Raw genomic sequence first — 14,166 nt, 5'->3', positions numbered from 1 at the left:
CATATCATGGCTGTAGAATGGAAAACTGAACGGACATACGATGAAATATTGTATGAAACGTATAATGGTATTGCAAAAATAACAATCAACCGCCCTGAGGTACATAACGCGTTTACCCCTAAAACGGTTGCTGAAATGATTGATGCGTTTGCTCGCGCGAGAGACGATCAAAATGTCGGCGTTATCGTGCTTGCTGGTGCCGGAGACAAAGCCTTTTGTTCTGGAGGAGACCAGAAAGTGCGCGGTCACGGCGGTTATGTAGGAGACGATCAAATTCCGCGATTAAACGTACTGGATCTTCAGCGTTTAATCCGCGTTATCCCGAAACCGGTTGTTGCGATGGTGTCCGGATATGCGATCGGCGGAGGCCATGTGCTTCACATCGTATGTGATCTGACAATCGCTGCCGACAACGCGATTTTCGGACAAACAGGCCCTAAAGTGGGAAGCTTTGACGCTGGTTACGGTTCTGGCTACCTGGCTCGAATTGTAGGGCATAAAAAAGCCCGTGAAATCTGGTACCTCTGCCGCCAGTACAACGCACAGGAAGCGCTTGACATGGGTCTTGTCAACACAGTCGTTCCTTTGGAACAACTTGAAGAAGAAACGATTAAATGGTGTGAAGAAATGCTTGAAAAAAGCCCGACCGCACTTCGTTTTCTTAAAGCTGCGTTTAACGCGGACACAGACGGACTTGCTGGAATTCAGCAGTTTGCAGGGGATGCTACCCTTCTTTACTACACAACAGATGAAGCAAAAGAAGGCCGTGATTCCTTTAAGGAAAAACGCAAACCTGATTTCGGACAGTTCCCTCGTTTCCCGTGATCAGCAATACTTAGTAAACCAACAGCTTGAGACTTTGCGGTCCAAGCTGTTTTCTTTTCAATACAGACATTTTACCTCGGAGATGATGACATGCTGACAGAACAGCCCAATTGGCTCATGCAGCGGGCACAGCTGACACCTGAGAGAATCGCTCTCATCTATGGAGACCAAACCGTGACATTTGCAGAATTGTTTGCAGCGTCTAAGCGTATGGCGGCGCAGCTTGGTGCTCATTCGGTTCGGAAAGGAGATACTGCGGCTATTTTGCTCCAAAACCGTGCAGAAATGGTATACGCCGTTCACGCTTGTTTTTTGCTTGGTGTGAAGGCGGTGCTTCTGAATACGAAGCTGTCAACACATGAAAGGCTGTTTCAGCTGAAGGATTCCGGTGCACGCTTTTTACTGACAGATTCAAACTTTGACCAGCAAGATTATGAGCATACCGTTCAAACGATTGATGTGGACGAACTGATGAAAGAAGCCGCAAAGGAAATTGAGATCCAGGCTTATATGCAATTGGATGAAACGGCAACGCTGATGTATACCTCGGGTACGACAGGCAAGCCCAAGGGAGTTCAGCAAACGTTCGGAAACCATTATTTCAGTGCGGTGTCGTCCGCGCTTAATTTGGGTATAACAGAACAAGACCGCTGGCTTATCGCATTGCCACTCTTTCACATCAGCGGATTGTCCGCGTTATTTAAATCTGTGATCTATGGAATGACTGTCGTGCTTCACCAGCGTTTTTCTGTAAGCGATGTGCTGGATTCTATCAGCAGGCATCAAGTGACAATGATATCTGCGGTGCAGACAATGCTGGCCAGTCTTTTAGAAGAAACAAGCCGCTGCCCTGAATCCATCAGATGCATTCTGCTCGGCGGAGGCCCTGCACCGCTGCCATTGCTTGAGGAGTGCCGCGAGAAAGGATTCCCTGTCTTTCAGTCATACGGAATGACAGAGACATGCTCACAAATTGTTACCCTGTCGCCGGAATTCAGTATGGAAAAACTCGGATCTGCGGGTAAACCGCTGTTTTCATGCGAAATCAAAATAGAGCGGGACGGACAGGCGTGTGAACCGTTTGAACACGGTGAAATCTTGGTCAAAGGCCCGAATGTGATGAAAAGCTATTTTAACCGGGAGAGCGCAAACGAATCATCCTTTCAAAATGGCTGGCTGAAAACAGGTGATCTTGGGTATTTGGACAGCGAAGGCTTTTTATATGTATTAGACAGACGTTCAGATCTGATCATATCAGGCGGAGAAAACATTTATCCGGCTGAAGTGGAGTCAGTGCTGCTTTCACACCCCGCTGTAGCCGAAGCCGGTGTTTCAGGGGCAGAGGACAAAAAATGGGGGAAAGTACCCCACGCCTATCTTGTCCTTCACAAGCCTGTGAGTGCAGAAGAATTGACCGCCTACTGCAAAGAACGCTTGGCGAAGTATAAAATTCCTGCAAAATTCTTTGTACTGGACAGCCTGCCGCGCAATGCGTCTAATAAGCTCATGCGAAATCAGCTGAAGGATGCGCGTAAAGGAGAACTGCTATGATCGAAATAGAGAAAATTACGCTTTACCATTTGAGCATGAATTTAAAGAAACCGTTCAAAAACAGTATTGAAACGCTTCAAGAGCGTAAATTTCTGATCGTGGAAGCTATTGATACATCCGGTGTCACAGGCTGGGGAGAAGTGTCTGCGTTCTCTTCGCCTTGGTACACCGAGGAAACCATTGGAACATGTTTGCACATGTTAAAGGATTTTTTTATTCCCAATGTTGTGGGACGTGAATTCAATCACCCTTCCGACGTGCCGGACAGTCTGGCGCGCTATAAAGGAAATCGGATGGCAAAAGCGGGACTTGAATCGGCTGTCTGGGATATCTATGCGAAAAAGAAGGGCATATCCCTCGCCGAGGCATTGGGCGGGACAAGAGATAAAGTGCCTGCCGGGGTGGTTGTCGGCCTGGCGCCCCTTGACGATATGCTGAAGGAAATTGAGAGTTATCAAAAAGAAGGGTATCAAAGAATAAAAATAAAAATTCAGCCTGGGCAGGATGTGGAATTGGTCAAGGCCATCCGCAGCCGATTTCCGAACATCCCGCTCATGGCTGATGCCAATTCATCCTATGAGCTGAAGGATATCAGCCGTTTAAAGGAGCTTGATGACTATCATTTAATGATGATTGAGCAGCCGCTCCAAGCTGACGATATCGTTGACCACCGCCACTTGCAGAAACATTTGAAAACGGCCATTTGCCTTGATGAAAGCATTTGTTCAGCCGATGATGCGAGACGGGCGATTGAGCTCGGAAGCTGCAAAATCATTAATATTAAGCCTTCCCGTGTCGGCGGTTTAACAGAAGCCTTAAAAATTCATGATTTGTGCAGAGAGCACCATATGCAGGTTTGGTGCGGCGGTATGCTGGAAACAGGCATATCCAGAGCGCAAAACGTGGCGCTAGCTTCACTGCCGCAATTCACAATACCCGGTGATATTTCATCATCTTCACGCTATTGGGATGAGGATATTGTGACCCCTGATATCCATATTGATAATGGATTTATTTCTGTGTCAAAACAGCCTGGTTTAGGGGTTGAAGTGAATCAGGACATTATGCGAAAATATGTGACCAAAATGGATGTTTTCACACAGCATGGATAAGAAAAAAGCATTTTGCCATTTTGAGAGAATGTCAGTGTGCTGTTATAGTAAAAGCGTTCGTTGAATACATCCCTTCTCGTTTGGACCGGCTGCTAACCCAGCCGGTTTTTTTATGCAATTGTTGCTTGACAAAAGTGGACAAACGCGATATTTTTGCACCAAGGAAACTTTTTGTCCTATATAAATAAAATATGCTTTTGGCTAATTTAATGTCACATGTCTAAGAAATAAAAACATAAGATAATACAATCGGACATTGATGGCAAAGAGGAGGGAAAATATGAAACAGGGACTGATGGCAGCAGTGCTTTTTGCCTGTTTTGCTTTAACAGGATGCGGTACCGGTTCAGCCGGAAAAAGCGCCGATCAGCGGTTACAGGTAACGGCAACAACATCCCAAATTGCCGATGCAGCCGAAAACATTGGAGGAAAGCATGTAAAAGTCACCTCTTTAATGGGACCGGGGGTCGATCCGCATCTTTACAAAGCCTCACAAGGTGATACGAAAAAATTAATGTCAGCCGATGTTGTGCTGTACAGCGGATTACATTTGGAAGGGAAAATGGAGGATGTTCTCCAAAAAATAGGCGAACAAAAACAAGCAGCGGCAATTGCTGAGGCCATACCGAAAAGCAAGCTTATTTCTGCCGGAGAAGGCAAGACGTTTGATCCCCACGTTTGGTTTAGCATTCCGCTATGGATCTATGCGGTGGATGAAATCGAAGCGCAATTCAGTAAAGCGATGCCTGAGCACGCAGATGATTTCAAGAAAAACGCCAAACAATACAAAGAAGATTTGCAATATTTAGATAAGTGGTCGCGGCAGGAGATCGCACACATTCCGGAGAAAAGCCGTGTGCTTGTTACGGCTCACGATGCCTTTGCGTATTTTGGGAAAGAGTATGGTTTTCAGGTGAAAGGCCTGCAGGGACTCAGCACAGATTCGGATTACGGATTGAAGGATGTTCAGGAGCTTGTCGATCTCCTAACAGAAAAACAAATAAAAGCTGTTTTTGTAGAAAGCAGCGTGTCTGAAAAATCAATAAATGCAGTGGTGGAAGGGGCTAAAGAAAAAGGCCATACAGTCACAATCGGCGGTCAGCTCTATTCGGATGCCATGGGTGAAAAGGGCACAAAAGAAGGCACATACGAAGGAATGTTCCGCCACAATATTAACACAATTACTAAAGCGCTTAAATAAAGAAAAGAGGTGAAGGAAATGTTCCCTGTTGAGCTCAATAATGTAACGGTCGCTTATCATAAAAAGCCTGTTCTGCAGGAAATTACGCTGCAGGTGCCTGAAGGAAAACTGATTGGCATTATCGGTCCAAACGGCGCGGGAAAATCAACCTTGATCAAAACCATTCTCGGTCTTGTGCCCAGAGCTTCAGGAGACATCTCTATTTACGGCAAAGACTATAAGGATCAGCGGACAAGAATCGGATACGTTCCGCAGCGAGGCTCGGTTGACTGGGATTTTCCCACAAACGCGCTCGATGTCGTGCTAATGGGAAGATACGGCCGGATTGGCTTATTGAAAAGGCCAAAAAAAGCCGACGTGGATATGGCGAAGGCTGCTTTAGAAAAAGTCGGGATGCTTGATTATGCGAAAAGGCAGATCAGCCAGCTGTCAGGAGGCCAGCAGCAGCGGGTGTTTCTTGCCCGGGCACTATGCCAGGACGCTGACATTTATTTTATGGATGAACCGTTTGCCGGCGTTGATGCAGCGACGGAGCGGGCAATTATGACGCTTTTGGCCGAACTCAAAGAAAAAGGAAAAACAGTGCTTGTCGTCCACCATGATCTGCAGACTGCCGAGGATTATTTCGATTGGATTCTACTGCTTCATCTAAGAAAAATCGCTTTCGGACCTGCGAAAAACGTTTTTACGATCGAAAACCTGCAAAAAACGTATGGAGGAAGGCTGACATTTCTAAAAGATAAAGTGCTGGCAGAAGGACATAAGGGGTGAGCGCGTTGTTTGAAAGTTTGTGGCTGCAGCTCCAGCACCCGAATACACAGTGGGTGCTTGCGGGTACGCTTTTGCTGGGAGCGGCAAGCGGTGTTTTGGGCAGCTTTGTGCTGCTGAGAAAGCAAAGTTTAATCGGCGATGCAATGGCCCATTCAGCTCTGCCGGGAGTGTGTCTCGCTTTTCTGTTCACCGGGCAAAAATCACTGCCTTTCTTTTTGCTGGGGGCAGCGCTTGCCGGGCTGCTCGGAACGTGGTGTATTCAGCTGATTCCGCGGCTTTCAAAAACAAAAGAGGACTCAGCGATTGGGATTGTTCTCTCAGTGTTTTTTGGCGTCGGGATCATACTGCTGACATATATTCAGCAGCAGGGGGCGGGAAGCCAAAGCGGGCTTGATTCTTTTTTATTCGGCCAGGCCGCTTCATTGGTCAGACAGGATATCATTTTGATTGCAGGAATATCCGCTGTTCTATTGCTCCTTTGTATTGTTTTCTTTAAGGAGTTTACGGTGATTACTTTCGATCTCGCGTTTGCAAAGGGATTGGGACTGCCGGTGCGTTTTTTAAACGGGCTTTTGGCTTGCCTTATCGTCTGTGCTGTCGTCATCGGGCTTCAAACAGTTGGTGTGATATTAATGGCAGCTATGCTGATTACGCCTGCCATAGCTGCAAGGTATTGGACCGAACGATTAACCGGAATGATGGTCATTGCCGGGGTCACAGGCGGGGTTAGCGGCGTGGCCGGAACCTTGCTGAGCACGACGATGAAGGGGATGGCGACAGGGCCATTGATGATCTTATCAGCAACAGTGATTTTTCTATTTTCAATGATTTGCGCGCCTAAGCGGGGATTGGCTGCAAAAGCAATAAGGCTGATCAAGCTGCGGCGCAAAACAAGCAGGGAGCAGGTGTTGCTGACGATTTATGAGCAGTATGAAAAGAACGATCTTTATGTAACGGCTGAAAGTGTAAGAAAGAAAAGGCGGCTATCCCCTTCATTATGCCATAAGGTATTGAATGGATTGGAAAAAGAGAGGTGCATCGTGCATGTTGAAAATGGGATTTGGCAAATGACACGTACTGGGATAGAAAAAGGCTATCACATGGCTTTAAAGCATCGGATGTATGAAATGTACCTCATGCACGAAATGGAGCTTGCGAATCTAGAAATTGATCAGGATCATTTTGACCCGGATCGTTTGCCTGGGGAAACAAGAGAGCGGCTTCTTTCACTCTTAAAGCTGTATGGCCGGATGCCTGAGCTTCAGAAGTCGGCTCCTGATGCCGAGAAAGGACAGATCGCAAATGAGTTTTGAAGCATGGATTATAGCTACCGGTGTATTAGTCGGTGTAAGCTGCGCATTGATCGGCACATTTCTCGTGTTGAGAAAAATGGCGATGCTGGCCGACGCGATCAGCCATACAGTGTTGCTTGGCATTGTCGGTGCTTTTCTTGTGACAGGAAGTCTTGACGGGATTCCTATGTTTATCGGCGCGGCCGTATCTGGACTGTTAACGGCATTTTTGGTTCAGCTTCTCCACAGCAAGGGGGTTCAATCTGATGCCGCCATAGGGGTGGTTTTTACATCCTTATTTGCGGTGGGCGTCATTTTGCTTTCTGTGTACGGAGCGAATGTTCATCTCGATATTGAGCACTCGTTAATGGGAGAAATCGCTTTTGTGCCGTGGAATACGATCTCGGTATTCGGAGTTGACATCGGGCCGAAAGCGTTTTGGATGCTGGCATCTGTTCTGGTTTTAAATATATTGTTGATCAGTGTGAGCTATAAGGAGTTCAAAATTGCTTCGTTTGATCCGCAAATGGCTTTAGCTCTGGGAATACCGGTTTTGCTGATTCATTATGTGCAAATGGGCATGCTGTCGCTGACGACCGTCGCTTCCTTTGATTCGGTTGGTGCTGTATTGGTTGTAGCCATGCTGATTGTCCCGCCTGCTGCGGCCCATTTGCTGACAGACCGGCTGCTTTATATGTTGATTCTCAGCGCGTTGATTGGCGGGCTGTCGGCGGTTATGGGCTATTTCTTCGCAACATGGCTTAATGTTTCAATTTCCGGAGCGATGGCGGCCATGACAGGTGTATGTTATGCTGGCGCCTTTTTGTTTTCGCCTGCAAACGGGGTCATGACAAAAAAGCTGAGAACATTGAACATGCAAAAAGAAAGAGCTGGCTGATGCAGCTCTTTCTTTTGATTACAAATCATGCGGCTTAAACGTTTTGCAGTCCGTTTCCTGGCTGTTTTCAGCCGTTTCACCAGTATGGCTGACAACATAAATGGCATCAGCGGTGCATTTGTTTCCTTTGCCCCAATAAGAACAGTTGTTGACTTCGCATAGAATTTTCTGCTCCATGCCATCCCCTCCTTATAAAGGTTCTGGCTTAGTATAGCCGTCGGGATTGTCCTCTATTCCTCCTGGCGGATATACCGTTTGTCTCGCATAAACATTTTCCAGAAAAAATAGAAGCCCGGAAAGAGAATAATAAATGCAACGATATACGTAGCAAACAGCGCTCTGAACGTTGCTGGCTCTGTGAAGCCCGACATGACTGTCACATCGGGATAAATCATATACGGGAGATGCGCCCGCCCGTACGCGTAGCTTGCCAGAAAATACTGGATCGCAATCGCGACAAGTGCAAGCCGCGGCTTTCCGATGTTTTGGCCAAAGCTCTTGTTAGGCAGAAAAAGAGCGATTCCCGCGATGACAAATGTAATGAACGATGCAATAATCCAAGAGAAATCATTCATCATTCCGCTGTACAGCCAGTTTGCTTCATTCCGCATTGTCAGCATAATGCAAACAGCAAACAGGAGTGAAATCGGGCCAGTAATCAAGGCGCTTTTTCTGTAGGCGCGGTACGCATCCTGTTCCTCCGCCACATTTGAAAAATCAGCAAGCAGCAGCGAAGACAAAAACAAAGTGCTTAAAATCGCAAACCCGATAAATGAGTAGGCATTGGGGCTTGAAAAGATTTTGGACATGTTCAAGTTATAGATTCCGTCCGTTTTTTCTATAAAACCTCCGTGTGTCACAGGAAGCACCAATATTAAAATAGCAGGGATGATAAAGCCGGAGATGCCGGAAATATATCTTAGCATTTTCCGCTCCTTTGCTGTGTTTGAAAAAACGAGAAATCCGCTTCGAATCGCTAAAAACAGTAAAATCATGCTGCCGGGAATTAATAAAACGGTTCCGAGCACAAATGTCGCGCCAGGAAAAAAGCTGAAAAGCGCCACGACGATGGCCACAATAAAGACGTTTGTGACCTCCCAAGTCGGGGACAGAAAGCGGTTCGCAATATCGGTGGCCTTCATGTGCTCCTTGTTTAAATAGATCATAGACCAAAATCCCGCTCCAAAATCCATTGTCGCCATGACGGCGTAAATAAACACAAAGCCCCAGATAATTGAGATGGCGATCAGAGCGTCAGTTGAAATGTCCATTTGTCGATCTTCCTTCCATTTGGTTTCCTGTTTGCGGAGCCATTACGACTCCGCTGTATTTAAATCTTCGTCAACCGGGTGCTTGCGGAAATAGTACAGCAGCACGTAGACGACAGCTGCGCCTAATACAGCGTAAACAAATGTGAAAAATAAGAAGAGCACCCCGATCGAGCCAGTCGTTGTCACGACATCTGACGTTTTGAGGAGATGATAGATGACCCAAGGCTGCCTCCCCGTACAGGCGAAAATCCAGCCGAATTCAATGCCGATGAGACTAAAAGGGCCTGCTGTCATGAAAATGACCAAAAGCCACGTTGGGAAACGGTCTTTCTTGAGCACCTTTCTCCAGACCACACCGATAATGGAATAAAGAATAAGCAGCATGCCTACCCCCACCATCGCATTAAACAGCGTGTGAATGAACAGCGGCGGCCATTCGTCTCTCGGAAATGCATTTAATCCTTTTACAACAGTGTCAAAGCGGTTCGCTGCCAGAAAGCTTAACGCCCATGGAATCTCGATGGCCCACTTTACTTTTTCTTCATTCGGGTCGGTAAAACCGCCGATAGCAAGAGGGGCGTGAGATCTTGTTTCAAACAAGCCTTCAGCGCCTGCTAATTTTTCGGGCTGATATTCGTACAGCATCTGTGCGGATTCGTGTCCGTTCAAAGCGGTCAGCAGTGAAAAAATACCGCCGATCGTCAGTGCGAGCAAAAGGGCTTTCCGGTGAAAGCGATAGACCTTTTCTTTTTTTCTCGACCGGATCATTTTATATGCAGCAACAGAAGCAACGATAAACGCGCCCGTCATAAATGCAGATAAAACGACATGGCCTGCGGTGATAAAAAAGCTTGGGTTGAAGAATGCAGCCCACGGATCAACATCTGTAATTTTCCCGTTTGAAATTTTAAAACCGGCCGGCGTTCCTTCAAAGGCATGGACATTCGTGATCAGAACAGCTGACGCTGCTGCCCCGACTAACACAAAGAAAACGGCAACAATCCTCATTGCCGGTGACAAGCGGTCTGCGGCGTATACATAAATGGACATGAAAAGGGCTTCAACAAAAAAAGCATAGATTTCAATTTGAAACGGCAGGGACATGACCCGGCCGATGACTTCCATAAATCCCGGCCATAAAAGCGCGAGCTGAGTGCCCGCAATCGTCCCGGTCGGTATGGCGACCCCCAGCAAAACGGCTTGTGCTTTCGTCCATCTTTTCGCCATGATCGCATAATGGTCATCTTTCGTTTTTTGATAGATCAATTCTGCCACTAAAATCATGAGCGGCAGACCGACTCCAAGCGTTGCGAAAATGATATGAAAGCCCATTGTCGTGCCAAAAAGGCTTCTGGCCAAAACTAAATCATCCACAATCGTAAACCACCTTTCTAAAAAGACGTCCTGTATGTATTTTGGGTTTATTATTTGCTTCCTCGGTTAGATTATTCTTCCTATTCTTAAATGCGATGAGGTTTACAATGCGAAAACGCAGGGAAGGATGTAAGAAGATTGACAAAACGTTTGTGAGGATATAAAATAAAGCGTAATTATTACGATTTAAGGAAGGGAGATATACATGAAAGAAGGTATTCATCCAAAGAACCACAAAGTCATATTTCAGGATGTCAACAGCGGCTACCGTTTTCTCAGCACCTCTACTAAAACATCTAATGAAACAGCAGAGTGGGAAGACGGCAACACATATCCGGTCATTAAAGTAGAGGTCAGCTCTGACACGCATCCGTTTTATACAGGCCGCCAGAAATTCAATGAAAAAGGCGGAAGAGTGGAGCAGTTCAAAAAACGTTATAATATGGGGAAATGAGGCAGACCCTGAGGGTTTGTCTTTTTTTTGCCCAGTTTGATTTTTGATAAGATGACGAAAAGTCAAATGCTGTGATATATTGGAGAGTAAAAAGACCAAGAAAGGAATACAGCTAGCTATGAGCCTATTAAATGATATTCTTGATTTTAACAAGACATTTACTGAACAAAGGGAGTACGAAAAGTATCAAACATCAAAATTCCCAGATAAAAAAATGGCGATTCTTTCTTGCATGGACACTCGTTTGGTTGAATTGCTGCCGCATGCAATGAATATGCGAAACGGTGACGTGAAAATCATTAAAAGTGCCGGTGCACTTGTGACACACCCATTCGGAAGCATCATGAGAAGTTTGCTCGTCGCAGTGTACGAGCTGAACGCAGATGAGGTATGTGTGATCGGGCATCACGATTGCGGCATGAGCAAAATCAGCAGCGAAAGCATGCTTGATAAAATGAAAGAAAGAGGAATTCCGGAAGAACGCATCGAAACATTAAAGTACTCCGGTGTAGACTTTGATCAATGGTTTAAAAGCTTTGATTCAGTTGAAGCAAGTGTAAAAGACAGCGTAGACGTTATTAAGTATCACCCGCTGTTCCCGGAAAATGTTCCTGTCCATGGTTTAGTCATTGATCCTAAAACCGGGAAACTGGATCTTGTCGTAAACGGCTATAACGATTAATGTTTTTGTTTCTTTTCAGGAACAGGGTCGACTCCACCCGGGTGGAACGGATGGCATTTCAAAATCCGTATGATTGTCAGCCAGCCGCCTTTTAAAGCGCCATGCGTTTTAATCGCTTCGATTCCGTATTGTGAACAAGTCGGATAAAAGCGGCATGTTGGGGGCGTCAAGGGCGAGATGAATTTTTGATATCCTCTGATCAGAGCGATAAATAGGGTTTTCATATGTCTTCAGCAACCTTTCTGATGCAAGTATAAGAAAAAAAACACAGATTGAAAAGTTATTCGATAATTCTTATCGGAAAGGTGTGTTATAATGAATGTACATTTTTAAAAAAGGGAGAGTGCCATTATGCCTTCAGTAGAAAGTTTTGAGCTTGATCATAATGCGGTTGTTGCTCCATATGTAAGACATTGCGGCGTGCATAAAGTAGGAACAGACGGCGTTGTAAATAAATTTGATATCCGTTTTTGCCAGCCAAATAAACAGGCGATGAAGCCTGACACCATTCACACACTTGAGCATTTGCTCGCGTTTACGATTCGTTCTCACGCTGAGAAATACGATCATTTTGATATCATTGATATTTCTCCAATGGGCTGCCAAACAGGCTATTATCTTGTTGTGAGCGGAGAGCCGACACCAGCGGAAATCGTTGATCTGCTTGAAGACACAATGAAGGAAGCGGTTGAAATTACCGAAATTCCGGCTGCGAATGAAAAGCAGTGCGGCCAAGCGAAACTTCATGATCTGGAAGGCGCTAAACGTTTAATGCGTTTCTGGCTGTCACAGGATAAAGAAGAATTGCTAAAAGTATTTGGCTAAACAGAAAGGGACCTTTTTGCGCTTATGCAAAAAAGGTCTTTTTTGTGACGTATCATTTTTTATGTACCATTTGCTGTAAGCGTTTGCTACTATTTAGGTAAACGATGAAAGGGTGATGGCATGAAAAAGATGTTAGCTGTTCTGCTTTTTTCTGCTTTTTTGCTTAATGGATGCGGATCTGATGAAAACAAAGCAAATACTGCAGCTGAGACGCCTGAGGTATTGGATGTCAAGCTGACCGGCCCTGAAAAAGTAAATCCCGGAGAAAGCGCCGCATATGAAGCAGCGGTATCATATGGTGACGAAGCGGTGACGGATGCCGATGAAGTGGAGTTTGAAGTGTGGAAAGAAGGAGAAAAAGGCGCCAGCCAAATGTTTAAAGCGAAACAAGAAAAGGGCGTATACCGATTGGAAACAACGTTTAAGGAAGATGGTGTCTACACTGTCCAATCCCATGTCACAGCAAAAAAACAGCATAGCATGCCGACCTTAAAAGTCCAAGTCGGTGACGCCGATGCTGCCAGCAATCAGTCTGAAGACGAGCATTCACACAATCATTGATTTTTTGAATCAGAACGAGTTTCTTGCGGAGGATCAATGGTGTGCTTTACATTATAGGCTTTGACAGTCGTCCAAATGGTGACAAGTAAAACAGCCAACACAATCAAAATACTTATCGTAATGAGAAGCGTCATGACATTCCACCTCCCGTTTTTTAACAATTGTAGCATAGTAAAAGAAATCGTGACAGATAAGGGTAAAAAAGAGGTTTTAACGTACGATATAAAGGGTATACATAGTCATATAACAAGGAGGAAGATAATCATGTCAGAACAATTGATTCAAGCAGTGAACAAACAAGTAGCCAACTGGACAGTCATGTATGTGAAACTACATAATTATCACTGGTATGTGAAAGGGAAAGATTTCTTCACTCTTCATGAAAAGTTTGAGGAGCTGTATAACGAAACGGCAACTTATATTGATGACTTAGCAGAGCGCCTTTTGGCGCTGGACGGAAAACCGATTGCGACAATGAAGGAATCCTTGGAAACGGCTTCTGTAAAAGAAGCGGCAGGAAATGAAACGGCTGAACAAATGGTTCAAAGCGTATATGATGATTTCACAATCATTGCGGAAGAGCTGAAAAACGGCATGGATTTAGCTGATGAAGTCGGTGACGAAACAACAGGGGACATGCTTCTTGCGATCCATCAAAATATTGAAAAACACAACTGGATGCTGAAAGCTTACTTGGGTTAGATCCAAAAAAAAAAGAAAGGCCGGATGTCTTATAAAAGACGTCCGGCTTTTGATTTTACGCCCCAAAAAAATAGGCGACAACCAGTCCATTTTTCTGAAAAATCCAATCCGTTCGGCTTGTTTTCCATAGAATATCGTAAGGCCGTTTCTGTGAAAGGATGTTGGGATAAATGGATAGAGACTTTGGCATCTTTTCGTTTTTAGCAGTCAGCGTTTCAGCAGCGGGGTTTTTCTTCGGAGGTTTTCAGTATTCATTTCTGATTTTGCTCTCTCTTATGGCAATTGAATTTATCAGTACGACCTTGAAGGAAACGATTATTCACAAATTGGCGTTTAAAAAGGTATTTGCCCGGCTTGTCAAAAAATTAGTCACGCTGGCTCTGATCTCTGTATGCCACTTTTTTGATCAGCTGCTGAATACACAGGGGTCAATACGTGACTTGGCTATTATGTTTTATATTCTTTATGAATCTGTGCAAATTGTAGTGACAGCCAGCTCTCTCGGCATACCGGTTCCTCAGATGCTTGTCGATCTTTTAGAAACGTTAAAAAATAAATTCAAACGCAAACCGTAACTTTTACCTGTTCACGGGTCATAATAAAGCCCAGAGCGTCAGTCGCACATTCTGGCAAAAGGCACGGCAAAA

At 45.2% G+C, this 14,166-nt stretch carries 18 protein-coding genes; 13 read left to right on the top strand and 5 right to left on the bottom strand.

Features of this window, described 5'->3' with window-relative positions; all coding sequences use genetic code 11:
• Positions 1-6: 6 nt before the first annotated feature.
• The 7 genes from menB to mntD all read left to right on the top strand — a co-directional run bounded on the left by menB (position 7) and on the right by mntD (position 7,650).
• A complete protein-coding gene (gene menB, locus GYO_RS37435) occupies positions 7-825 on the top strand; it encodes a 1,4-dihydroxy-2-naphthoyl-CoA synthase (protein WP_010329489.1) in 819 nt (272 codons plus the stop codon).
• Positions 826-915: 90 nt separating this feature from the next.
• The gene (locus GYO_RS37430; RefSeq protein ID WP_014114893.1) at positions 916-2,376 is read left to right on the top strand and encodes an o-succinylbenzoate--CoA ligase; all 1,461 of its coding nucleotides are present in this window, start codon (positions 916-918) and stop codon (positions 2,374-2,376) included.
• Complete coding sequence (gene menC, locus GYO_RS37425; RefSeq protein ID WP_014114892.1) at positions 2,373-3,488, top strand: o-succinylbenzoate synthase; 1,116 nt, start codon at positions 2,373-2,375, stop codon at positions 3,486-3,488. The genes GYO_RS37430 and menC overlap by 4 nt, the downstream gene beginning before the upstream one ends.
• A gap of 280 nt (positions 3,489-3,768) precedes the next feature.
• Positions 3,769-4,689: a manganese ABC transporter substrate-binding protein/adhesin MntA gene (mntA, locus tag GYO_RS37420; protein WP_014114891.1), complete on the top strand. Its 921-nt coding sequence runs from the start codon at positions 3,769-3,771 to the stop codon at positions 4,687-4,689.
• An 18-nt stretch (positions 4,690-4,707) separates the two neighbouring features.
• Entirely contained in the window at positions 4,708-5,460 is a 753-nt protein-coding gene (gene mntB, locus GYO_RS37415; RefSeq protein ID WP_014114890.1) for a manganese ABC transporter ATP-binding protein MntB, read from the top strand.
• Between the two features lie 5 nt (positions 5,461-5,465).
• Positions 5,466-6,773: a metal ABC transporter permease gene (gene mntC / locus GYO_RS37410; RefSeq protein WP_014114889.1), complete on the top strand. Its 1,308-nt coding sequence runs from the start codon at positions 5,466-5,468 to the stop codon at positions 6,771-6,773.
• Complete coding sequence (gene mntD, locus GYO_RS37405) at positions 6,763-7,650, top strand: manganese ABC transporter permease MntD (protein ID WP_014114888.1); 888 nt, start codon at positions 6,763-6,765, stop codon at positions 7,648-7,650. Before mntC ends, mntD begins: the two co-directional genes overlap by 11 nt.
• A gap of 18 nt (positions 7,651-7,668) precedes the next feature.
• Here the strand turns inward: mntD and GYO_RS37400 are convergent, their stop codons facing one another.
• The 3 genes from GYO_RS37400 to GYO_RS37390 are packed head-to-tail and all read right to left on the bottom strand — an operon-like array spanning position 7,669 to position 10,295.
• On the bottom strand, positions 7,669-7,827 hold the full coding sequence (locus tag GYO_RS37400; protein WP_003219337.1) for a DUF1540 domain-containing protein: 159 nt from the start codon (positions 7,825-7,827) through the stop codon (positions 7,669-7,671).
• A 53-nt stretch (positions 7,828-7,880) separates the two neighbouring features.
• Entirely contained in the window at positions 7,881-8,921 is a 1,041-nt protein-coding gene (locus tag GYO_RS37395; RefSeq protein WP_014114887.1) for a cytochrome d ubiquinol oxidase subunit II, read from the bottom strand.
• 42 nt (positions 8,922-8,963) lie between these two features.
• Positions 8,964-10,295, bottom strand: coding sequence for a cytochrome ubiquinol oxidase subunit I (locus tag GYO_RS37390; RefSeq protein ID WP_014114886.1), 1,332 nt, complete (start codon positions 10,293-10,295; stop codon positions 8,964-8,966).
• A 205-nt stretch (positions 10,296-10,500) separates the two neighbouring features.
• On the opposite strand from GYO_RS37390, the gene GYO_RS37385 reads away from it, so the two are divergent.
• Together GYO_RS37385 and GYO_RS37380 are read left to right on the top strand one after the other, a co-directional pair.
• Positions 10,501-10,749: a type B 50S ribosomal protein L31 gene (locus GYO_RS37385; protein ID WP_003219346.1), complete on the top strand. Its 249-nt coding sequence runs from the start codon at positions 10,501-10,503 to the stop codon at positions 10,747-10,749.
• A 118-nt stretch (positions 10,750-10,867) separates the two neighbouring features.
• Positions 10,868-11,431 (top strand): beta-class carbonic anhydrase, encoded by a 564-nt coding sequence (locus GYO_RS37380; RefSeq protein ID WP_014114884.1) that lies wholly within the window; start codon positions 10,868-10,870, stop codon positions 11,429-11,431.
• Here GYO_RS37380 and yidD read toward each other — a convergent pair.
• A complete protein-coding gene (gene yidD, locus GYO_RS37375) occupies positions 11,428-11,655 on the bottom strand; it encodes a membrane protein insertion efficiency factor YidD (protein ID WP_014114883.1) in 228 nt (75 codons plus the stop codon). The genes GYO_RS37380 and yidD overlap by 4 nt on opposite strands.
• 127 nt (positions 11,656-11,782) lie before the next feature.
• Here yidD and GYO_RS37370 point away from each other — a divergent pair, with 127 nt between their 5' ends.
• Both GYO_RS37370 and GYO_RS37365 read left to right on the top strand, forming a co-directional pair.
• The gene (locus GYO_RS37370; protein WP_014114882.1) at positions 11,783-12,256 is read left to right on the top strand and encodes an S-ribosylhomocysteine lyase; all 474 of its coding nucleotides are present in this window, start codon (positions 11,783-11,785) and stop codon (positions 12,254-12,256) included.
• A gap of 120 nt (positions 12,257-12,376) precedes the next feature.
• Positions 12,377-12,817 carry a FixH family protein gene (locus GYO_RS37365; protein WP_014114881.1) on the top strand — a complete coding sequence of 147 codons (441 nt, stop codon included), beginning with the start codon at positions 12,377-12,379 and terminating at the stop codon, positions 12,815-12,817.
• Here the strand turns inward: GYO_RS37365 and ytzI are convergent.
• Complete coding sequence (gene ytzI / locus GYO_RS37360) at positions 12,811-12,951, bottom strand: YtzI protein (RefSeq protein WP_003219363.1); 141 nt, start codon at positions 12,949-12,951, stop codon at positions 12,811-12,813. The two genes, GYO_RS37365 and ytzI, sit on opposite strands and share 7 nt — an antisense overlap.
• A 130-nt stretch (positions 12,952-13,081) precedes the next feature.
• Between ytzI and GYO_RS37355 the strand changes: the two genes are divergently transcribed.
• Entirely contained in the window at positions 13,082-13,519 is a 438-nt protein-coding gene (locus tag GYO_RS37355; protein ID WP_003219364.1) for a Dps family protein, read from the top strand.
• Positions 13,520-13,689: 170 nt separating this feature from the next.
• Positions 13,690-14,094: a phage holin family protein gene (locus GYO_RS37350; protein WP_014114879.1), complete on the top strand. Its 405-nt coding sequence runs from the start codon at positions 13,690-13,692 to the stop codon at positions 14,092-14,094.
• The last annotated feature ends 72 nt before the right edge of the window (positions 14,095-14,166 follow it).

This window comes from Bacillus spizizenii TU-B-10 (assembly GCF_000227465.1).
In the GTDB taxonomy this organism is placed as follows: domain Bacteria; phylum Bacillota; class Bacilli; order Bacillales; family Bacillaceae; genus Bacillus; species Bacillus spizizenii.
The sequence above is the reverse complement of the archived record's forward strand: the minus strand, read 5'-3'. Positions and strand labels throughout refer to the sequence as shown.